The organism is Pseudomonas sp. GD03875 (genome assembly GCF_029840585.1).
Classification (GTDB): Bacteria; Pseudomonadota; Gammaproteobacteria; order Pseudomonadales; family Pseudomonadaceae; genus Aquipseudomonas; species Aquipseudomonas paralcaligenes.
This window is the reverse complement of sequence record NZ_JAOCCV010000014.1, coordinates 35,781-55,371: the sequence shown is the minus strand read 5'-3', so window position 1 is coordinate 55,371 and position 19,591 is coordinate 35,781. Positions and strand designations below refer to the sequence as shown.

Annotated in this window: 17 protein-coding genes; 11 read left to right on the top strand and 6 right to left on the bottom strand. The window is 68.0% G+C overall.

Translation table 11 applies throughout. The annotated features are described in order from the left end of the window. Positions 1-77 precede the first annotated feature (77 nt). Together guaB and guaA are read left to right on the top strand one after the other, a co-directional pair. Positions 78-1,547 (top strand): IMP dehydrogenase, encoded by a 1,470-nt coding sequence (gene guaB / locus N5D30_RS14145; RefSeq protein ID WP_279903143.1) that lies wholly within the window; start codon positions 78-80, stop codon positions 1,545-1,547. Positions 1,548-1,663: 116 nt separating this feature from the next. Next, positions 1,664-3,244 (top strand): glutamine-hydrolyzing GMP synthase, encoded by a 1,581-nt coding sequence (gene guaA / locus N5D30_RS14140; protein ID WP_279909531.1) that lies wholly within the window; start codon positions 1,664-1,666, stop codon positions 3,242-3,244. Positions 3,245-3,311: 67 nt separating this feature from the next. On the opposite strand, the gene N5D30_RS14135 is transcribed toward guaA, so the two are convergent. From N5D30_RS14135 to N5D30_RS14115, 5 genes are all read right to left on the bottom strand, one after another. Beyond that, on the bottom strand, positions 3,312-3,968 hold the full coding sequence (locus N5D30_RS14135) for a flavodoxin (RefSeq protein ID WP_279909530.1): 657 nt from the start codon (positions 3,966-3,968) through the stop codon (positions 3,312-3,314). Positions 3,969-3,981: 13 nt separating this feature from the next. Next, positions 3,982-4,620, bottom strand: coding sequence for an SDR family oxidoreductase (locus N5D30_RS14130; protein ID WP_279909529.1), 639 nt, complete (start codon positions 4,618-4,620; stop codon positions 3,982-3,984). A 50-nt stretch (positions 4,621-4,670) separates the two neighbouring features. Continuing rightward, positions 4,671-5,600, bottom strand: a complete 930-nt coding sequence (locus N5D30_RS14125; RefSeq protein WP_279909528.1) for an alpha/beta hydrolase — start codon at positions 5,598-5,600, stop codon at positions 4,671-4,673. Positions 5,601-5,667: 67 nt separating this feature from the next. Then, entirely contained in the window at positions 5,668-6,042 is a 375-nt protein-coding gene (locus tag N5D30_RS14120; RefSeq protein ID WP_279909526.1) for an alpha/beta hydrolase, read from the bottom strand. Positions 6,043-6,052: 10 nt separating this feature from the next. Beyond that, complete coding sequence (locus N5D30_RS14115; protein WP_279909525.1) at positions 6,053-6,583, bottom strand: alpha/beta hydrolase; 531 nt, start codon at positions 6,581-6,583, stop codon at positions 6,053-6,055. A 130-nt stretch (positions 6,584-6,713) separates the two neighbouring features. Here N5D30_RS14115 and N5D30_RS14110 point away from each other — a divergent pair, with 130 nt between their 5' ends. The 8 genes from N5D30_RS14110 to N5D30_RS14075 all read left to right on the top strand — a co-directional run bounded on the left by N5D30_RS14110 (position 6,714) and on the right by N5D30_RS14075 (position 14,054). Continuing rightward, positions 6,714-7,661 carry a LysR family transcriptional regulator gene (locus N5D30_RS14110; protein WP_279909524.1) on the top strand — a complete coding sequence of 316 codons (948 nt, stop codon included), beginning with the start codon at positions 6,714-6,716 and terminating at the stop codon, positions 7,659-7,661. A 134-nt stretch (positions 7,662-7,795) separates the two neighbouring features. Further along, positions 7,796-8,188: a GFA family protein gene (locus tag N5D30_RS14105; protein WP_279909523.1), complete on the top strand. Its 393-nt coding sequence runs from the start codon at positions 7,796-7,798 to the stop codon at positions 8,186-8,188. A gap of 39 nt (positions 8,189-8,227) precedes the next feature. After that, complete coding sequence (locus N5D30_RS14100; RefSeq protein WP_279909522.1) at positions 8,228-8,842, top strand: LysE family transporter; 615 nt, start codon at positions 8,228-8,230, stop codon at positions 8,840-8,842. Between the two features lie 99 nt (positions 8,843-8,941). Beyond that, complete coding sequence (locus N5D30_RS14095; protein ID WP_279909521.1) at positions 8,942-9,961, top strand: extracellular solute-binding protein; 1,020 nt, start codon at positions 8,942-8,944, stop codon at positions 9,959-9,961. Between the two features lies 1 nt (position 9,962). Further along, on the top strand, positions 9,963-11,540 hold the full coding sequence (locus N5D30_RS14090; protein WP_279909520.1) for an iron ABC transporter permease: 1,578 nt from the start codon (positions 9,963-9,965) through the stop codon (positions 11,538-11,540). A gap of 132 nt (positions 11,541-11,672) precedes the next feature. Next, the gene (locus N5D30_RS14085; RefSeq protein WP_279909519.1) at positions 11,673-13,043 is read left to right on the top strand and encodes a multicopper oxidase family protein; all 1,371 of its coding nucleotides are present in this window, start codon (positions 11,673-11,675) and stop codon (positions 13,041-13,043) included. Beyond that, positions 13,043-13,519 (top strand): tRNA adenosine(34) deaminase TadA, encoded by a 477-nt coding sequence (gene tadA, locus N5D30_RS14080; protein ID WP_279909518.1) that lies wholly within the window; start codon positions 13,043-13,045, stop codon positions 13,517-13,519. The genes N5D30_RS14085 and tadA overlap by 1 nt, the downstream gene beginning before the upstream one ends. 94 nt (positions 13,520-13,613) lie before the next feature. After that, positions 13,614-14,054, top strand: coding sequence for a hypothetical protein (locus N5D30_RS14075; RefSeq protein WP_347881202.1), 441 nt, complete (start codon positions 13,614-13,616; stop codon positions 14,052-14,054). Here the strand turns inward: N5D30_RS14075 and mltF are convergent, their stop codons facing one another. Beyond that, positions 14,055-15,527: a membrane-bound lytic murein transglycosylase MltF gene (mltF, locus tag N5D30_RS14070; RefSeq protein WP_279903125.1), complete on the bottom strand. Its 1,473-nt coding sequence runs from the start codon at positions 15,525-15,527 to the stop codon at positions 14,055-14,057. 146 nt (positions 15,528-15,673) lie between these two features. Between mltF and purL the strand changes: the two genes are divergently transcribed. Continuing rightward, a complete protein-coding gene (gene purL / locus N5D30_RS14065; RefSeq protein WP_279909517.1) occupies positions 15,674-19,570 on the top strand; it encodes a phosphoribosylformylglycinamidine synthase in 3,897 nt (1,298 codons plus the stop codon). Positions 19,571-19,591: the final 21 nt, after the last annotated feature.

Below are 19,591 nucleotides of genomic sequence, written 5' to 3'. Positions count from 1 at the left end.
GCACGTCCGCATTGAGCGCGGCGCCTGGGCTGGGTATAATGCCGCGCTTCTTATTTTTCCCTCCCGGGAGCCCTGCCATGCTGCGCATCAGCCAAGAAGCACTCACCTTCGACGACGTTCTGCTCATCCCCGGTTACTCCGAAGTCCTGCCCAAGGACGTCAGCCTCAAGACCCGCCTGACCCGAGGCATCGAGCTGAACATCCCGCTGCTGTCCGCCGCCATGGATACCGTCACCGAAGCCCGCCTGGCCATCGCCATGGCCCAGGAAGGCGGCATCGGCATCATCCACAAGAACATGACCATCGAGCAGCAGGCCACCGAGGTGCGCAAGGTCAAGCGCTACGAGTCCGGCGTGGTCAAGGACCCGATCACCATCGACGCCGACGCCAGCGTGGGCGACCTGTTCGACCTGACCCGCCAGCACAACATCTCCGGCGTGCCGGTGCTGTACAACGGCGACCTGATCGGCATCGTCACCTCCCGCGACGTGCGCTTCGAGACCAACATGAGCGCCCGGGTGCGCGACGTGATGACGCCGAAGGAGCGCCTGGTCACCGTCAAGGAAGGCGAGGACAAGGACGCCGTGCGCAAGCTGCTGCACAAGCACCGCATCGAGCGCGTGCTGATCGTCGATGACCAGTACCGCCTCAAGGGCATGATGACCGTCAACGACATCGAGAAGGCCAAGGCCTACCCGCTGGCCAGCAAGGACGACCAGGGCCGCCTGCGCGTCGGCGCCGCGGTCGGCACCGGCGCCGACACCGGCGACCGGGTCGCCGCGCTGGTCGCCGCCGGCGTCGACGTGATCATCGTCGACACCGCCCACGGCCACTCCAAGGGCGTGATCGACCGTGTGCGCTGGGTCAAGCAGAACTTCCCGGACGTCCAGGTGATCGGCGGCAACATCGCCACCGGCGAGGCCGCCAAGGCGCTGGTCGAGGCCGGCGCCGACGGCGTCAAGGTCGGCATCGGCCCGGGCTCCATCTGCACCACCCGTATCGTCGCCGGCGTTGGTGTGCCGCAGATCAGTGCGGTGGCCAACGTCGCCGCAGCCCTGGCCGGCACCGGCGTGCCGCTGGTCGCCGATGGTGGCATCCGCTTCTCCGGCGACCTGTCCAAGGCCATCGTCGCCGGCGCCTCCGCGGTGATGATCGGCTCCATGCTGGCCGGCACCGAGGAAGCCCCGGGCGAGGTCGAGCTGTTCCAGGGCCGCTCCTACAAGGCCTACCGCGGCATGGGCTCGCTGGGCGCCATGGCCCAGGCCCAGGGTTCCTCCGACCGCTACTTCCAGGACTCCTCGGCCGGCGCCGAGAAGCTGGTGCCGGAAGGCATCGAGGGTCGCGTGCCGTACAAGGGCGCGATGAGCGCCATCGTCCACCAGCTGATGGGCGGCCTGCGCGCCTCCATGGGCTACACCGGTTGCGCCACCGTCGACGAGATGCGCACCAAGCCGGAGTTCGTGCGCATCACCGGCGCCGGCATGGCCGAGTCCCACGTGCACGACGTGCAGATCACCAAAGAAGCCCCGAACTACCGCGTCGGCTGAGCGTAGCTCAGCCGACTAGCGGCAAGCCTCAAGCCGCAAGCTACAAGTGAAGCCCGCTCCTCTTGCGGCTTGAAGCTTGTAGCTTGCCGCTCCTCCCCGACATCGAGAGCCCGCACATGTCTCACCCTGACATTCACGCCCACCGCATCCTCATCCTCGACTTCGGCTCCCAGTACACCCAGCTGATCGCCCGCCGTGTGCGCGAGATCGGCGTGTACTGCGAGATCCACCCGTTCGACATGACCGACGCCGACATCCGTGCCTTCGCCCCGCGCGGCATCATCCTCGCCGGCGGCCCGGAGTCGGTGCACGAGGCCGACAGCCCGCGTGCGCCGCAGGCGGTGTTCGAGCTGAATGTGCCGTTGTTCGGTATCTGCTACGGCATGCAGACCATGGCCGAGCAGCTCGGCGGCAAGGTGGAAGGCTCCGACCTGCGCGAGTTCGGCTACGCCCGCGTCGACGTGGTCGGCAAGGCCCGCCTGCTCGACGGCATCGAGGACCACGTGGACACCGACGGCGTGCTCGGCCTCGACGTGTGGATGAGCCACGGCGACAAGGTCACCGCGCTGCCGGCCGGTTTCCACATCCTGGCCAGCACCCCGAGCTGCCCGATCGCCGCCATGGCCGACGACAGCCGCGCCTACTACGGCGTGCAGTTCCACCCGGAAGTGACCCACACCAAGCAGGGCGGTCGCATCCTCTCCCGCTTCATCCTCAACATCTGCGGCTGCGAGGCCCTGTGGACCCCGGCCAACATCGTCGAGGACGCCATCGCCACCGTGCGCGCCCAGGTGGGCTCGAGCAAGGTGCTGCTGGGCCTGTCCGGCGGCGTCGACTCCTCGGTGGTGGCGGCCCTGCTGCACAAGGCCATCGGCGACCAGCTGACCTGCGTGTTCGTCGACAACGGCCTGCTGCGCCACCAGGAAGGCGACCAGGTGATGGCCATGTTCGCCGAGAACATGGGCGTCAAGGTGATCCGCGCCAACGCCGAGGACAAGTTCCTCGGCCGCCTGGCCGGCGTCGCCGACCCGGAAGAGAAGCGCAAGATCATCGGCCGCACCTTCATCGAGGTGTTCGACGAGGAAGCCACCCGGCTGCAGGACGTGAAGTTCCTGGCCCAGGGCACCATCTACCCGGACGTGATCGAGTCGGCCGGCGCCAAGACCGGCAAGGCCCACGTGATCAAGAGCCACCACAACGTCGGCGGCCTGCCGGAGGACATGCAGTTCTCTCTGGTCGAGCCACTGCGCGAGCTGTTCAAGGACGAAGTGCGCAAGATCGGCCTGGAACTGGGCCTGCCCTACGACATGGTCTACCGCCACCCCTTCCCGGGCCCGGGCCTGGGCGTGCGCATCCTCGGCGAGGTGAGGAAGGAATACGCCGACCTGCTGCGCCTGGCCGACCACATCTTCATCGAGGAACTGCGCAACTTCGACTGGTACCACAAGACCAGCCAGGCCTTCGTGGTGTTCCAGCCGGTGAAATCGGTCGGCGTGGTCGGCGATGGCCGTCGATACGCCTGGGTCGTCGCCCTGCGCGCCGTGGAAACCATCGACTTCATGACCGCCCGCTGGGCGCACCTGCCCTACGAGCTGCTGGAGAAGGTCTCCAACCGCATCATCAACGAGATCTCCGGTATCTCCCGCGTCACCTACGACGTGTCGAGCAAGCCGCCTGCCACTATCGAGTGGGAGTGATCCTAACGACAAAGGCGCCGCGAGGCGCCTTTGTCGTTTCTGGCCGTTGGCGAAGGCAAGGGGCCGCTCAAGGGTTGGCCGGCGCGCCGAACCAATGGTCGTCGATGGCCTGGATCATCGCGTCCGGCGTGAGCTGCCGGGTCATGCGCCCGCGCAGCACATGGCGATGCTCGAACGAGCGTGCGCCGCGTGCCATGACCTTGGCCCGGAGTTTGGCGATGTGATCGCCGCCGAACTGGCTGTTGAAGGTGTTGAACAGCACCACGCGCTGGCCATCGAAGCGGTTGTGCTCGACGAAGGCCCAGATCGGCGGCGCAGGGCTGTACAGCCACACGGGCGAGCCGAGCCAGACGCTGTCGAACGGTGTCAGGTCGAGGGTGCGCGGCGTGATGTCGGGCAGTGCCCCGGGTTCGCTTTTCAGCGCGTTGGCATCCCTCAGCGCATGGGCCAGGCCGCTCACGCCGAGCGGGTAGTCGGGCGCTTCGAGCGGGAACAGTTGTGCATCGAGCCGCCGGGCCAGGTGGCGCGCGGCCAGCGCGGTGTTGCCCGAGCGCGAGAAGTACACCACGGCGATGCGCGATGCCGGCGTGGTGGCGGTTGGGGTGTAGGGCTGCCTGGCGTCCAGCTGGCGGGCCTGGCGGCTTTCGATCCAGGTGACGGCGAGCGGCACCAGCGCCACCGCCCCGAGCAGTGTTGCGACTGCGATGGCGATCCACTTGAGCATCGTCGGCGCCGCCTTACATGAAGTACGGCTTGTCGCCGTCGCTGTTCGGTTTGTTCACACCCAGGTTCCCGCCCACGTGCAGCTCCGGATTGGCGATGACCTTGGCGATCAGCTCGCCCACGCTCCTGCGCGAGACCACGGTGCCCCTGAACGACTCGTCCCTGGCGGTGATCTCGTAGTCCACCTCGTCTTCGTCCGTCAGCCAGGCCGGGCGCAGGAGGGTGTAGTGCAGGCCGGAGGCTTCGATGGCGTCCGCCGCGCGGCGGTAGGGCTTGAGGTCCTCGCCGATGAGGGCGCGGTTCCATTCGCCGAACCGGCCCGGGACCTCGTCATAGATACCCAGCGACAGCACGAACACCAGGCGCTTCACGCCAGCGGCCTGCATGGCGGCGATGACGGCCTGGGCCTGCCTGTCCAGATCGTCGCCGATCAGGTTGGCGTAGACGATATCCTGGCCGGCCATGGCGTCCCTGAGCAGCTTCTTGTCCAACACGTTGCCGATCACCACCTTGGCGTTGGCGGGTTCCTGGCCCGTCAGTTTTTTCGGGTCGCGCAGCAGCAGGGTCTGGCTGATGCCCGGGGCGCCGGCCAGCGTCTCGACGACCCAGCGCGCGATCTGGCCGCTGGCGCCGAGGATGAGGAGGTTTTTCATGCGAGTGTTCTCGGTGTGGCAGCGGGCACCTAGGGCCCGCTGGATGGACGTCAGAGGTTGTCCTTGAAGAACGGCACCACCTTGGCCATGGCGATGGCCACGGGTTCCGGCTTGTCGTACAGGTCGTAGTGCGACCAGCCCTCGGCCACCAGGATCTGCTTGTTCGCCGAGGCGGCGCGGCTGTAGATCTCCCAGCCATCGCGGTAGGCGCCGAAGCCGCCGGGCTTGTCGCCGATCACCACCAGCAGCGGCTGGGTCAGCAGCACCTCGGCGTTGGTGAAGGCGTCCCAGCCCATGGCCGCGCCGCTGAACGACATCAGCTGGCTGGTGGCGCCATTGGGCTGCTGGCCGCGCGCGGTCTTGTAGTACTCGGTGGCTTCGAGCACGTCGATGTCGGTGATGCCGGCCTGCCTGGCGCTAGCGACGGATTCGGGCAGCAGGTCGGCCACCTCGCGTTCGGCACCCTGTGCCTGGGCCGTGCGCATGTCGGCGATGTTCCTGGCCAGCTCGAGCGGTTTGAACTGGGCAAAGCCCTCGCGGATCAAGCGGCCGTAGTTCACCCCGGTGATCGACACCAGCGCTTTGATGCGCTGGTCGGTGATGCCGGCATGGATGGTGTAGGCACCGCCGCCGCACACGCCGATGGCGCCGATGCGCCCGGCATCCACGTAGGGCAGCGATTGCAGGTAGTCGACGGCGAAGCGGATGTCGGACACGCGGATCGACGGGTCTTCGATGAAGCGCGGCGTGCCGCCGCTGGCGCCCTGGAAGCTGGCGTCATGCACCAGCACGATGAAGCCTTGCTCGGCCAGGCCCTTGGCGTAGATGTTGCCGGCGGTCTGCTCCTTGCAACTGCCGATGGGATGGGTGCTGACGATGGCGGGGTACTGCTTGCCATCGTCAAAACCGGGCGGGAAGTAGATGTCCGCGGCCGTTTCCCAGCCCAGGTTCCGATAGGTGACGGTTTGGATGTCGTTCATGGTTGGCTCCGTGTGCGGTGATCCGCGCGAGATGAAGAGGGGCGCTGTCCGCGCCCTCGTGACGGGCTTACTTCAGTCTGGCCTGGAAGAACGGCGCCAGCTGCGAAACGGCTTCATCGACGTACCTGGGCACGTCGTACAGGTCCATGTGGTCGGCGCCTTCGACGCGGTGCAGGGTCTTGTCGGTGCTGGCGGCGCGGGCGATCAGGTCGTCGCTCATCCACTTGCTGCCGGCGTTGCTGCCGGCCACGGCCAGAATCGGCTGGGTCAGGAAGGCCTCGGCCTTGTTGTAGGCGTCGTAGGTGATGATCTGCGTGAGGCAGCGCGCCAGGGTGAAGCCGGGCGCATTGGGATGCTCGCAGCGCGGGGTGTGGTAGTACTCCCAGGCACCGCGCAACTCGGCGTTGGGCGCGTCTTCTTCCTTCAGCGGGGCCAGCGGCATGGTGGCCAGTTCATTGCTGCCGGCATCGGCCGTGCGCGCCTGCGAACCTGCCGCGATGTAGGGCAGCGCATCGGCGTCCTTGACGGAACCATCCCAGCCGTTGCGGAACATCTGGCCGATGTTCACCGCGCTGACCATGCCCAGCGCCTTGATCCGGCTCGTTGATCGCCGCGTTGGCGCTGTAGCCGGCGCCGGCGCAGATGCCCATGGCGCCTATTCTGTCCGCGTCCACGTAGGGCAGTGTGGTCAGGTAGTCGATCACGGCGCTGACGTCTTCGGTGCTGATGTAGGGGTTCTCCAGCTGGCGCGGCTCGCCGCTGCTTTCACCCTGGTAGGAACGGTCGAAGGCGATGGCGATCAGGCCGTTCTCGGCCAGCTTTTTCGCGTACAGGCCGGCAGTCTGCTCCTTCACGCCGCCGCCTGGGTGCGAGACGACGACAGCCGGGTACTTCCTGGTGTCGTCGAAGCCGGCGGGGAAGTTGATCGCCGCGGCCATGGTGATGCCCTGGCCGTTGAGGTTCTTGAAAGTGACGTTGGGCATGAGAAGTGCTCCATTGGCGATGAACGGTCACGCACGGGTGTGTGGCGTGGACAGGATTCGATGTTAGGCCTGGGTTTGGAATTGATAAACGGCCTTTGAAAGACATCAGTGGTTAGATAAACTAAACAATATGCCTATCGAACCTTCTCTCGTTTCGGCTCTGACCTGGTTTGCCCACATCGCCCGCCACCGCAGCTTCACCAAGGCCGCGACGGAGATGGAGGTCACCCGCGCCGCTCTCTCACAGCACCTGAAGGGGCTGGAGCAGCGCCTGGACGTGCGGCTGCTCAACCGCACCACGCGGGACATGTCGTTGACGGAGGAGGGCCAGCGTCTGCTGGATGTCCTGCAGCCCGCGCTGACGGCCATCGAGCGGGCGCTGGGCGAGTTGGGCGAGGCGCATGCGGAGCCATCGGGATCGATCCGAATGAACACGTCGCGTATCGCCGCCCGGCTGTTGATCGAGCCGCGCATGGGCGAGTTTCTCGCGCGCTACCCGAAGTTGCGCCTGGAACTGGTGATGAACGACGGCTTCTCGAACATTGTGGCCGACGGCCTGGATGCCGGCATCCGCCTGGGCGAGAGCCTGGACGAGCACATGGTAGCGGTGCCCGTCACGCCGCCCATCGAGATGGCCATCGTGGGTTCTCCGGCGTATTTCGAGCGGCACGGGCTGCCCGAGACACCGGCCGACCTGATGCGCCACAACTGCCTGGCCTACCGCTTCACGTCCAGTGGCACGATCGACCGCTGGTCCTTCACCTCGCCCGATGCCGAGGGCCGCACCATGGTGTTCGAGCCCAAGGGCAACGCCGTGTTCAACGACGACGAGAACATGCTCAATGCCGCGTTGCAGGGCGTGGGCCTGATCAAGTACCTGGATATCTGCGTTCGCCAGCACCTGGCGGAGGGACGGCTGGTGCGGGTGCTGGCGCCCTGGTGCCGGCCGTTTCCCGGCTTCTACCTCTACGTCCCGTCGCGTGCCCAGATGCCGGCCAAGGTCCGGGCGCTGATGGATTTCCTCATCGAGCAGCGCGAGCGGCTGGCGCGGGAGTCCCCGAGCGGCATGCCGGACTGATTCCGGGCAGCCGGAGTCTGCCGGGCTTCCGTGGTGCAGGGCCGCGGCAGAGGCAATAATGCCCTTTCATGGCTGGCCGGCGCCCACGGCGGGCGAGGCGGGTCGTAGACCTTCTGTTCGAGAGGAGACGCAGCATGGAACGGTTCACCGGTGGTTGCCTGTGCGGCGACGTCCGCCTCGTGGCGTCGGGGCGGCCCTACCGGGTCGGCCTCTGCCACTGCCTCGACTGCCGCAAGCACCACGGCGCCCTGTTCCACGCCTCGGCGATCTTTCCCCAGGCGGCGGTGGTGATCGAGGGCGAGACGCGCGACTATGCCGGGCGGTGCTTCTGCCCGCGCTGTGGTTCGTCGGTCTTCTCGCGCAGCGGGGACGAGGTCGAGGTGCATCTGGGCACCCTGGACGAACCCGACCGGTTCGTGCCGACCTACGAGAGCTGGACCGTCCGCCGCGAGTCCTGGCTGCCGCCATTCGCGCTGGCGAGACGCTACGAGCACGACCGCGACGACACGAGCCGCTTCGAGGAATAGCTCGCCTTTCGCCATCCGCTACGCAACAGGAGACATGCAATGTTCGGGATCACCGATTACGGCGCCTTCGTCATCGCCTTCGTGGTGCTGCTGATGATTCCGGGGCCGGGCAACCTGGCGCTGATCACCTCCACCGGCAAGGGTGGCGTGCGCGGCGGGCTGGCCTCGACCCTCGGCATCATCCTCGGCGACCAGGGGCTGATGTGGCTGGCGGTGGCCGGGGTCGCCGCGCTGCTGGCGGCCTATCCGACCGCCTTCCACGCCGTGCAGTGGCTGGGCGCAGCCTACCTGGTGTGGCTCGGCGCGCGCATGCTGCTGGCCAGGCCGGGCAGCGCGCCGGCCGTGAATATCAGCGCCGGCCACTACCTGCGCCAGACCGCGGTGATCACCCTGTTCAACCCCAAGGCCATCGTCTTCTACATGGCCTTCTTCCCGCTGTTCATCGACCCGGCGCGGCACCAGGGCCTGCTGACCTTCGCCGTGATGGCGCTGACCGTGGCGGCGCTGACCTTCCTCTACGGGCTGGCGATGACCCTGCTGACCCATCACCTGGTCGAGCGCATGCGCGCCCGGCCGCAGCTGGGCAAGGCGCTGGAGCGCCTGGCCGGCCTGTGCCTGGTCGGTTTCGGCCTCAAGCTCGCGCTCAGCCGCTGAGCGGGGCTGCGCGATCTGTCGCAGCCATTTCTTGAGAATCAGATGCAGTTGGCCCGTATAATCCCGCTGGTAACTTTTTGTTTCAGAGGGAAGTGGCTTATGTCGGCACATCGAGTAACCGGGCTGGCGCGCGCGATCGGCGCCGGTGTTCTGTCCTGCGGCCTGCTGTTCGCCAGCGGCGCGCGCGCCGACGATCCGGTGACCCTGACGCTCTACAACGGCCAGCACGAGGCCACCGGCAAGGCGGTGGCGGCGGCCTTCGAGAAGAAGACCGGCATCAAGGTGCTGATCCGCAAGGGCGGCGGCGGCCAGCTGGCCAACCAGATCGCCGAGGAGGGCGAGCGCTCGCCGGCCGACATCATCTACACCGAGGAGGCGCCGCCGCTGGTCAAGCTGGCGAGCCAGGGCCTGCTGGCCCAGGTCGACCCGGCGACCCTCGCGCAGATCGACCCCAAGCTGTCGGATGACCAGGGCCGCTGGCTGGGCATCACCACCCGCGTGCGCGTGTTGGCCTACAACCCCGAGCTGGTCAGCGAGGCCGAGCTGCCGAAGAGCGTTCTGGAAGTGGCCGAGCCCGAGTGGGACGGCAAGATCGCCTTCGTGCCCAGCAGCGGCGAGTTCGTCGGCCAGACCGCCGCGGTGATCCGCCTCAATGGCCGCGAGGCCGCCGAGGAGTGGCTGGTCGGGCTCAAGGCGTTCGGCTCCACCTACACCAACAACGTGATCGCCATGAAGGCGGTGGAGAACGGCGAGGTCGGCGCGGCGCTGATCAACAGCTACTACTGGATGGCGCTCAAGCGCGAGAAGGGCGAGCTGAAGTCCAAGCTGCACTACTTCGCCGACGGCGACGCCGGCGGCCTGGCCAGCGTCTCCGGCGCGGCGGTGGTGAAGTCCACCAAGCACCCGAAGGAGGCCCAGCAGTTCCTTGCCTTCATGATCAGCGAGGAGGGCCAGAAGGTGGTGCTGAGCAAGTCGCCGGAATACCCGGTGAACAAGGCCGTGGCCGCCGACCCGCTGCTCAAGCCGTTCGACCAGCTCAAGCCGCCGGCCATCACCGCCGCCGAGATCGGCCTGGCCGAGGACGCCCTGGACCTGCAGCGCGAAGCCGGGATGAACTGACATGCAGGTGGATGTGCTCGAGCAGGAGCTGCCGGCTCCGGCTCACATCGGCGGCCGGCGTCGCAAGGCGCCGCCCCTGTGGCTGCAGCTGCCGGTATTGGCGCTGCTGCTGGTGGCCGCGCTGCCACTGTTCTACGTGGTGGCGCGCACTGCCCAGGCCGGCTGGCACGAGGCCTGGCACCTGCTCTGGCGGCCCTTCGTGTTCGGCCTGCTGGCCAACACCCTGAAACTGATGGCGCTGGTCACCGTGGGCTGCGCGGTGATCGGCATGGCGCTGGCCTGGCTGGTGGAGCGCAGCGACCTGCGCTGGCGCCGGCAGTGGAACGTGCTGCTGTGCCTGCCGTTCGCCATACCGTCCTTCGTCGCCGGCTTCACCTGGATTTCCATCGGCCCGATGTTCGAGGGCCTGGGCGGCACGGTGTTGGTGATGGTGCTGTCGAAATATCCGCTGGTGTATCTGCCGGTGGCTGCCACCCTGCGCAGCCTCGATCCGGCCTTGGAAGAGTCGGCGCGCATGCTCGGCTACAACCGCCGGCAGATTTTCTGGAAGGTGACCCTGCCGCTAGTGCGCCCGGTGCTGATGGCCACCAGCCTGCTGGTGGCGGTGCACATGCTGGTGGAGTTCGGCGCGCCGTCGATCATGCGCTACCAGACCTTCACCACGGCGATCTACCAGCAGTTCGAGCTGGAGTTCTCCAACACCAACGCGGCCATGCTCTCGGCGCTGCTGCTGGGCATGTGCCTGATCATGCTGTGGGGCGAGTTCCGCCTGCGTGGGCGCGGCTACGCGCGTACCGGCCAGGGCGTGGCGCGGCAGGCCGCGCGGGTGCGCCTGGGCGCCTGGGGCTGGCCGTTGCAGGCGCTGCTGCTGGCGCTGGTGGCGGTGGGCTGCGGCACGCCGCTGACCATGCTCGGCTTCTGGATCGCCGAGGGCAGCTCGGCCAGCTTCCCGGTGGCGGACATCCTCTCCACCCTCTGGTCGTCGCTGTCGCTGTCCTTCGGCGGCGCGCTGCTGAGCTGCCTGCTGGCGCTGCCGGTGTGCCTGGTGGTGGTGCGCTACCACGGGCGCATGGCCTGGCTGGCCGATCGCCTGCCGTACCTGCTGCACGCCCTGCCGGGGCTGGTGATCGCCCTGTCGCTGGTGTTCTTCGCCCTCGGCTACGTGCCGGCGCTGTACCAGACCAGCCTGTTGCTGCTGGTGTGCTATGCGCTGCTGTTCATGCCGATGGCCCAGGGCTCGATCCGCGTGGCGCTGGAGAAGGCCTCGCCGCAGCTGGAGGAGGCCTCGCGTACCCTCGGCCAGACGCCGCTGGCGACCTTTCTCAAGGTCACTCTGCCGATCATCTTCCCGGCGATTGGTGCCGGCTTCGTGCTGGTGTTCCTCGACTGCATGAAGGAGCTGACCGCCACCCTGATCCTCGGCCCGACCGGCCTGGACACCCTGGCCACCGCCGTGTGGTCGCACACCGGCAACCTGGAGTATGCCGGGGCGGCACCCTACGCGGCGCTGATCGTGCTGGTGTCCGGGGTGCCGGTGTATCTGCTGACCACCCGCGCCTATGCACGGCGCGGGGCCTGACAAACGGTGCGACGAATTGTCCGCCGCCGCGATCCGCCCGACGCGCTATCGTGCGCGCCGGGGCAGTGCCCGCAGAGGCGCGCCCGACACCTGATTAGCGCCCGTGCCGTTACCGCTTCAGGAGCCTGAATCATGAGCTTCACCCGCAGACAAGTGCTCGCTGGCCTGGCCGGCCTCGGCGTGGTCGGCCTCGGCGCCGGTGGCGTGCGCTACTGGCTGGGCCGCCCGGAGAACGTCGCGACCCACGACTACGAACTGATCGCCGCGCCGCTCGACGTGGAGCTGGTGCCCGGCCACAAGACGCCGGCCTGGGCCTACGGCGGCCAGGCGCCCGGCCTGGAGCTGCGCTGCCGCCAGGGCGAGCGCCTGCGCGTACGCTTCATCAACCAGCTGGAAGTGGACACCACCATCCACTGGCACGGCATCCGCCTGCCGCTGGAGATGGACGGCGTGCCCTATGTGTCGCAACTGCCGGTCAAGCCCGGCGAGTACTTCGACTACGACTTCCTCTGCCCGGACGCCGGCAGCTACTGGTACCACCCGCACACCGCCAGCACCGAGCAGCTCGGCCGCGGCCTGGTCGGCCCGCTGATCGTCGAGGAGCGCGAACCGACCGGCTTCCGCCACGAGCGCACCCTGTGCCTGAAGACCTGGCACGTCGACGAGCAGGGCGCCTTCACCGACTTCCTGGTGCCGCGCCTGGCCGCCCGCGAAGGCACCCGCGGGCGCCTGTCGACCATCAACGGCCAGCCGCTGCCGACCCTGGAGCTGCCGGCCGGGCAGGTGGTGCGCCTGCGCCTGATCAATGTCGACAGCACCATCACCTACCGCCTCAACCTGCCGGGTGGCGAGGCGCGCATCTATGCCCTGGACGGCAATCCGGTCGCGCCGCGCCCGCTGGGCAAGGAATACTGGCTGGGCCCGGGCATGCGCATCGACCTGGCGCTGAAGGTACCGGCGGCGGGGCAGGAACTGCCGCTGCGCAACGGTCCGCTGCGCCTGGCGACGATCAAGGGCGTGGCCAGCACCGACGCTGCCGGCGACTGGCCGCCGGCGCTGCCGGCCAACCCGCTGCCGGAGCCCGACCTGGCCCACGCCGAGACCCTGCGCTTCAACTTCGAGTGGGCGGCGGCGCTGTCCGGCGATGTGTCCAAGGGCGGCAGCTACAAGTACTGGCAGATCAACGGCCAGGCCTGGGACATCAACGACAAGACCTGCGCCGATCGGCCCATTGCCAGCCTGAAGAAGGACGGCCACTACATCTTCGTGCTGCGCAACATGGCCCAGTACCAGCACCCGATCCACCTGCACGGCATGGCCTTCAAGGTGCTGGACTCGGACCGCCGCGACATCGTGCCGTACTTCACCGATACCTACCTGCTGGGCAAGAACGAGACGGCGCGCATCGCCTTCGTCGCCGATAATCCGGGGGTGTGGATGTTCCATTGCCATGTGATCGACCACATGGAGACCGGCCTGATGGCCGCCATCGAGGTGGTGTGATGCGCCAGCCGCGAATCATCGACCGCAGCCAGGACGAGCGCTTCATGCGCGAGGCCCTGGAACTGGCCCGCCAGGGCGCCGCGCTCGGCGAGGTGCCGGTGGGCGCGGTGCTGGTGCAGGACGGCGAGGTGGTGGGGCGCGGCTACAACTGCCCGATCGGCACCCATGACCCCAGCGCCCATGCCGAGATGGTGGCGATCCGCATGGCCGCCCTGGCCGCGCAGAACTACCGCCTGCCCGGCAGCACCCTGTACGTGACCCTGGAGCCGTGCAGCATGTGCGCCGGGCTGATCGTGCACTCGCGCATCGCCCGGGTGGTCTACGGCACCACCGAGCCCAAGGCCGGGGTGGCGGTGAGCCGCGGGCAGTTCTTCGAGCAGACCTTCCTCAACCACCGGGTGCTGATCGAGGGCGGCCTGCTGGCCGAGGAGTGCAGTGAGATGCTCAGCGCCTTCTTCAAGGCGCGCCGGGCATAGCCACGCTTTGCAGCGAAGCGGCTCGCTGCTAGGCTGCGCGCACCTCGGACATTTCGGAGATTCGCCTGTGAAACAGGGAGTGTTGTTGTCGCTGATGCTGTTCGGCCTCCAGGCCCAGGCGGCCGAAGAGAAGGTCTATCTCCTGGCCACGGCCGGCCTGAACGACTCCAACCTGGCGCAGAGCATCTTCCTCCACGAAGCGGACATCACCAGCCTCGACGCCTGCCGCGAGGCGGTCCGGCAGGGCCAGCGCGACGGCGACTGGCTGAAGTACCATCACATCCTGCGTCGCGACAGGATGCAGGGATTCAGCGTGCAGATGCAGTACCGCTGCGTCACCGGCACCCAGGACATCCAGCTCTGGTTCGACCGCGCGCGCTACGACCACCCCTACCTGATCAGCGTCGACGAACAGTCGAGCATGACCGTGCGCCGGATGGACACCATGGCCGCCTGCATGGGCGCCTACCGCGCCCTGCCCGCCGCCCGGCAGGCCATCAGTCATTGCGCCAAGAGCAACCAGAAAGTGCTCTAGTCAGAGCGGGTTCTGCTCTTCCTTGGGCTTGGTCTTGTCCACGCCCGGCACGTGCAGGCCGCTCTCCGCGACCCGGGTGCCTTCGAGCTGGGGCTGGGTCACCCAGTTGAGGATGTCGTAGTAACGGCGCACGTTGCGCACGAAATGCACGGTCTCGCCGCCGCGGGCGTAGCCGTAGCGGGTCTTGCTGTACCAGCGCTTCTGCGACAGGCGCGGAAGCATCTTCTGCACGTCCAGCCACTTGTTCGGGTCCAGACCCTCGGCCTGGGCCAGCTTGCGGGCGTCCGCCAGGTGGGCGATGCCGATGTTGTAGGCGGCCAGGGCGAACCAGGTGCGGTCCGGCTCGCTCATGTCTTCGGTGAGGCCGCTGTGCACCAGGGTGAAGTACTTGGCGCCGCCGGCGATGCTCTGCCTGGGGTCGAGCCGGTTGACCACGCCCATCGCCTGGGCGGTGCTCTGGGTCAGCATCATCAGCCCGCGCACGCCGGTCTTGGAGGTGGCGTCGGCGGTCCAGAGGGATTCCTGGTAGCCGATGGCGGCCAGCAGGCGCCAGTCCACCTTGTGCTTCTCGGCGGCCTGCTTGAAGTGCTGCTCGTAGCGCGGCAGGCGCTGTTGCAGGTGCTTGGCGAAGGTGTAGGCGCCGACGTAGCCGAGCACGTCGACGTGGCCGTAGTAGCGTTCCTTGAGGCGCTGCAGGCTGCCGTTCTCCTGGACCAGGGCGAGGAAGTGGTCGACCTCGCGCAGCAGGCTGTCGTCCTCGCCGGCGGCCACCGCCCAGCCCAGGCTGCGCGCCTCGCCCAAGTCGAAGGCGACGCGCACGTTGGGGAAGTAGACCTGGTTCATCGCCAGTTCGTTGGAGTCGACCAGGGTCAGGTCCACCTGGCCCTCGTCGACCATGCGCAGCAGGTCCACCACCTCGACGTCGATGGATTCCTCGTACTGCAGCTCCGGCAGGGTCTTCTTCAGTTCGGCCAGTTGCTCGGCGTGGCTGCTGCCCTTGAGCACCAGGATGCGCCGGCCGACCAGGTCCTCGGGGCGGGTGGGGCGGCGCTGGCCGTCGCGGTAGACCACCTGCGGGGTGACGTCGAGGTAGGGGCGGGAGAAGTTGGCCTGGGTCCGGCGGCCGCTGCTGGAGACCAGGCCGGCGGCGGCCAGCACCGGGCCGCCCGGCTGGTTGAGGCGGATGAACAGGTCGTCCAGGTTGTCGGCGGTCTCCACCTTCAGCTCGACGCCCAGGCTGTCGGCGAAGCGCTTGGCCAGCTCGTACTCGAAGCCGGTCTCGCCGCTGCGGTCCTGGAAGTAGGTGGTGGGGCTGTTGCGGGTGATCACGCGCAGCACACCCTCCTCCTGCACGCGCTCGAGGGTGCTGGGCTGCTTGGCGACGGAGCCGTCGCAGCCCGCGAGCATCAGAAGGATAACGGTCGCCAACAGGGAGGCGGTCGAGCGAATGCGCAACGCGATGTGGGCAAACATCGGCGCAGTATACGCAAAGCCCGGTGGGCGCCATATCTCGACAGATTTCCGGCGCTTTGCTAGTGCGGCATGGGTGTGCCGTCGAGCGGCGCTTTAGGCTAGAATGCACGGCCTCCAAGCACACCCCTTCCCAGAGGCTGTTCACGATGTTGATCCTGCGCGGCGCGCCCGCTCTCTCCGCCTTCCGCCACGGCAAACTGCTTTCGCAACTGACCGCCAAGGTCCCCGCCGTGACCGGGCTGTACGCCGAGTTCGCGCACTTCGCCGAAGTGACCGGTGTGCTCACCGCCGACGAAGAGCAGGTGCTGGCCCGGCTGCTGAAGTACGGCCCGAGCGTGCCGGTGCAGGAGCCCGCTGGCAGGCTGTTCCTGGTCATCCCGCGCTTCGGCACCATCTCGCCCTGGTCGAGCAAGGCCACGGACATCGCCCGCAACTGCGGCCTGGCCAAGATCGAGCGCCTGGAGCGCGGCATCGCCTACTACGTCGCCGGCGAGCTGAGCGAGGCCGACAGCCAGGCCGTCGCCGCCCTGCTGCACGACCGCATGACCCAGCTCGTCCTGAGCGCCTTGGAAGAGGCCGCCGGCCTGTTCAGCCACGCCGAGCCCAAGCCGCTGACCGCCGTGGACGTGCTCGGCGGCGGCCGCGCCGCGCTGGAGCAGGCCAACGTCGCGCTGGGCCTGGCCCTGGCCGAGGATGAGATCGACTACCTGGTGAAGAGCTTCACCGAGCTGGGCCGCAACCCGCACGACGTCGAACTGATGATGTTCGCCCAGGCCAACTCCGAGCACTGCCGCCACAAGATTTTCAACGCCAGCTGGGACATCGACGGCCAGAGCCAGGACAAGTCCCTGTTCGGCATGATCAAGAACACCTACGAGCTGCACCGCGAGGGCGTGCTGTCCGCCTACAAGGACAACGCCTCGGTGATCGTCGGCCACCAGGCCGGACGCTTCTTCCCCGATCCGGCCACCCGTGAGTACGGCGCCACCGTTGAGCCGGTGCACATCCTGATGAAGGTGGAGACCCACAATCACCCGACCGCCATCGCCCCGTTCCCCGGCGCCTCCACCGGCTCCGGCGGCGAGATCCGCGACGAGGGCGCGACCGGCCGCGGCGCCAAGCCCAAGGCCGGCCTGACCGGCTTCACCGTGTCCAACCTGAACATCCCCGGTTTCGAGCAGCCCTGGGAGAAGCCCTACGGCAAGCCCGAGCGCATCGTCACCGCGCTGGACATCATGATCGAGGGCCCGCTGGGCGGCGCCGCGTTCAACAACGAATTCGGCCGCCCCGCGCTGAACGGCTACTTCCGCACCTTCGAGCAGGCCGTGCAGAGCCCGCGTGGCGAGGAAGTGCGTGGCTACCACAAGCCGATCATGCTGGCCGGCGGTCTCGGCAACATCCGTGAAGACCACGTGCAGAAGGGCGAAATCTCGGTCGGCGCCAAGCTGATCGTGCTCGGCGGTCCGGCCATGCTGATCGGCCTGGGCGGCGGCGCCGCGTCCTCCATGGCCACCGGCGCCAGCTCCGCCGACTTGGACTTCGCCTCGGTGCAGCGCGACAACCCGGAAATGGAGCGTCGCTGCCAGGAAGTGATCGACCGCTGCTGGCAGCTGGGCGCCGACAACCCGATCAAGTTCATCCACGACGTCGGCGCCGGTGGTATCTCCAACGCCCTGCCGGAGCTGATCAACGACGGCGGCCGTGGTGGTCGCTTCGAGCTGCGTGCGGTGCCGAATGACGAGCCGGGCATGGCCCCGCTGGAAATCTGGTGCAACGAGTCCCAGGAGCGCTACGTGATGTCGGTCGACGCCGCCGACTTCGAGCGCTTCAAGGCCATCTGCGAGCGCGAGCGCTGCCCGTTCGCGGTGGTCGGCGAGGCCATCGCCGAGCCGCACCTGACCGTCTCCGACAGCCACTTCGGCAACAAGCCGGTGGACATGCCCCTGGAAGTGCTGCTCGGCAAGCCGCCGCGCATGCACCGCAGTGTGGCCCGCGAGGCGGAGCAGGGCGATGACTTCTCCGCCTCCGGCGTCGATATCACCGAAGCCGTGAGCCGTGTGCTGCGCCACCCGGCCGTGGCCAGCAAGAGCTTCCTGATCACCATCGGCGACCGCACCATCACCGGCCTGGTCGCCCGCGACCAGATGGTCGGTCCGTGGCAGGTGCCGGTGGCCGACTGCGCCGTGACTGCCACCAGCTTCGACGTCTACACCGGCGAGGCCATGGCCATGGGCGAGCGCACTCCGCTGGCCCTGCTGGATGCTCCAGCGTCGGGCCGTATGGCGGTGGGCGAAACCATCACCAACCTGGCCGCCGCGCGCATCGAGAAACTCTCCGACATCAAGCTGTCCGCCAACTGGATGGCCGCCGCCGGCCACCCGGGCGAGGACGCGCGCCTGTACGACACCGTGAAAGCGGTCGGCATGGAGCTGTGCCCGGCGCTCGGCATCACCATCCCGGTGGGCAAGGACTCCATGTCCATGAAGACCCGCTGGCAGGACGAGGGCGTCGACAAGAGCGTGACCTCGCCGCTGTCGCTGGTGATCTCCGGCTTCGCCCCGGTGCAGGACGTGCGCCAATCGCTGACCCCGCAACTGCGCCTGGACAAGGGCGAGACCGACCTGATCCTGATCGACCTCGGCCGCGGGCAGAACCGCATGGGCGGCTCGATCCTGGCGCAGACCTATGCCCAGCTCGGCCAGAGCGTGCCGGACGTGGACGACGCCGAAGACCTCAAGGCCTTCTTCGCCGTGATCCAGGGGCTCAACGCCGACGGCCACATCCTGGCCTACCATGACCGCTCCGACGGTGGCCTGCTGACCACCGCCCTGGAAATGGCCTTCGCCGGCCACTGCGGCCTCAACCTGTTCCTCGATGGCCTGGCCGACGACGCCTCCGAGCTGGCGGCCGTGCTGTTCAACGAGGAACTGGGTGCGGTGGTCCAGGTGCGCCAGGACGCCACCCCGGAAATCCTCGCCCAGTTCAGCGCCGCCGGCCTGGACGACTGCGTTGCCGTGATCGGCCAGCCGGTCAACGGCGGCGACGTGGCCATCAGCTTCAACGGCGCGCCGGTGTTCGGCGGCGAGCGTCGCCTGCTGCAGCGCCAGTGGGCCGAGACCAGCTACCGCATCCAGCGCCTGCGCGACAACGCCGACGGCGCCGACCAGGAATTCGACCTGATCCTCGACGAGGACAACCCCGGCCTGTCGACCAAGCTGTCGTTCGACGTCAACCAGGACATCGCCGCGCCCTATATCAAGAAGGGTGCACGGCCGAAGGTGGCGGTCCTGCGCGAGCAGGGCGTCAACGGCCAGGTGGAGATGGCCGCGGCCTTCGACCGCGCCGGCTTCAGCGCGATCGATGTGCACATGAGCGACATCCTCGCCGGCCGCGTCAGCCTGGACGAGTTCAAGGGCCTGGTGGCCTGCGGCGGCTTCTCCTACGGCGACGTGCTCGGCGCGGGCGAGGGCTGGGCCAAGTCGGTGCTGTTCAACAGCCGCGCCCGCGATGGCTTCGCCGCCTTCTTCGCACGCAAGGACAGCTTCGCCCTCGGTGTGTGCAACGGCTGCCAGATGATGAGCAACCTGCATGAGCTGATCCCCGGCACCGAGTTCTGGCCGCACTTCGTGCGCAACCGTTCGGAGCAGTTCGAGGCGCGCGTGGCCATGGTCCAGGTGCAGGAGTCGGCGTCGATCTTCCTCCAGGGCATGGCCGGTTCGCGCATGCCGATCGCCATCGCCCACGGCGAGGGCCATGCCGAGTTCGAGAGCGAGGAGGCGCTGCTGGAGGCCGACCTGTCCGGCACCGTTGCGCTGCGCTTCATCGACAACCACGGCAAGGTCACCGAGACCTACCCGGCCAACCCGAACGGCTCGCCACGCGGTATCACCGGTCTGTGCAGCCGCGATGGCCGCGTGACCATCATGATGCCGCACCCGGAGCGGGTGTTCCGCGCCGTGCAGAACTCCTGGCGCCCGGACGAGTGGCAGGAAGACGGCGGCTGGCTGCGCATGTTCCGCAATGCCCGCGTCTGGGTCGACTGACCGCGCCGCCCCTCTCCCGCG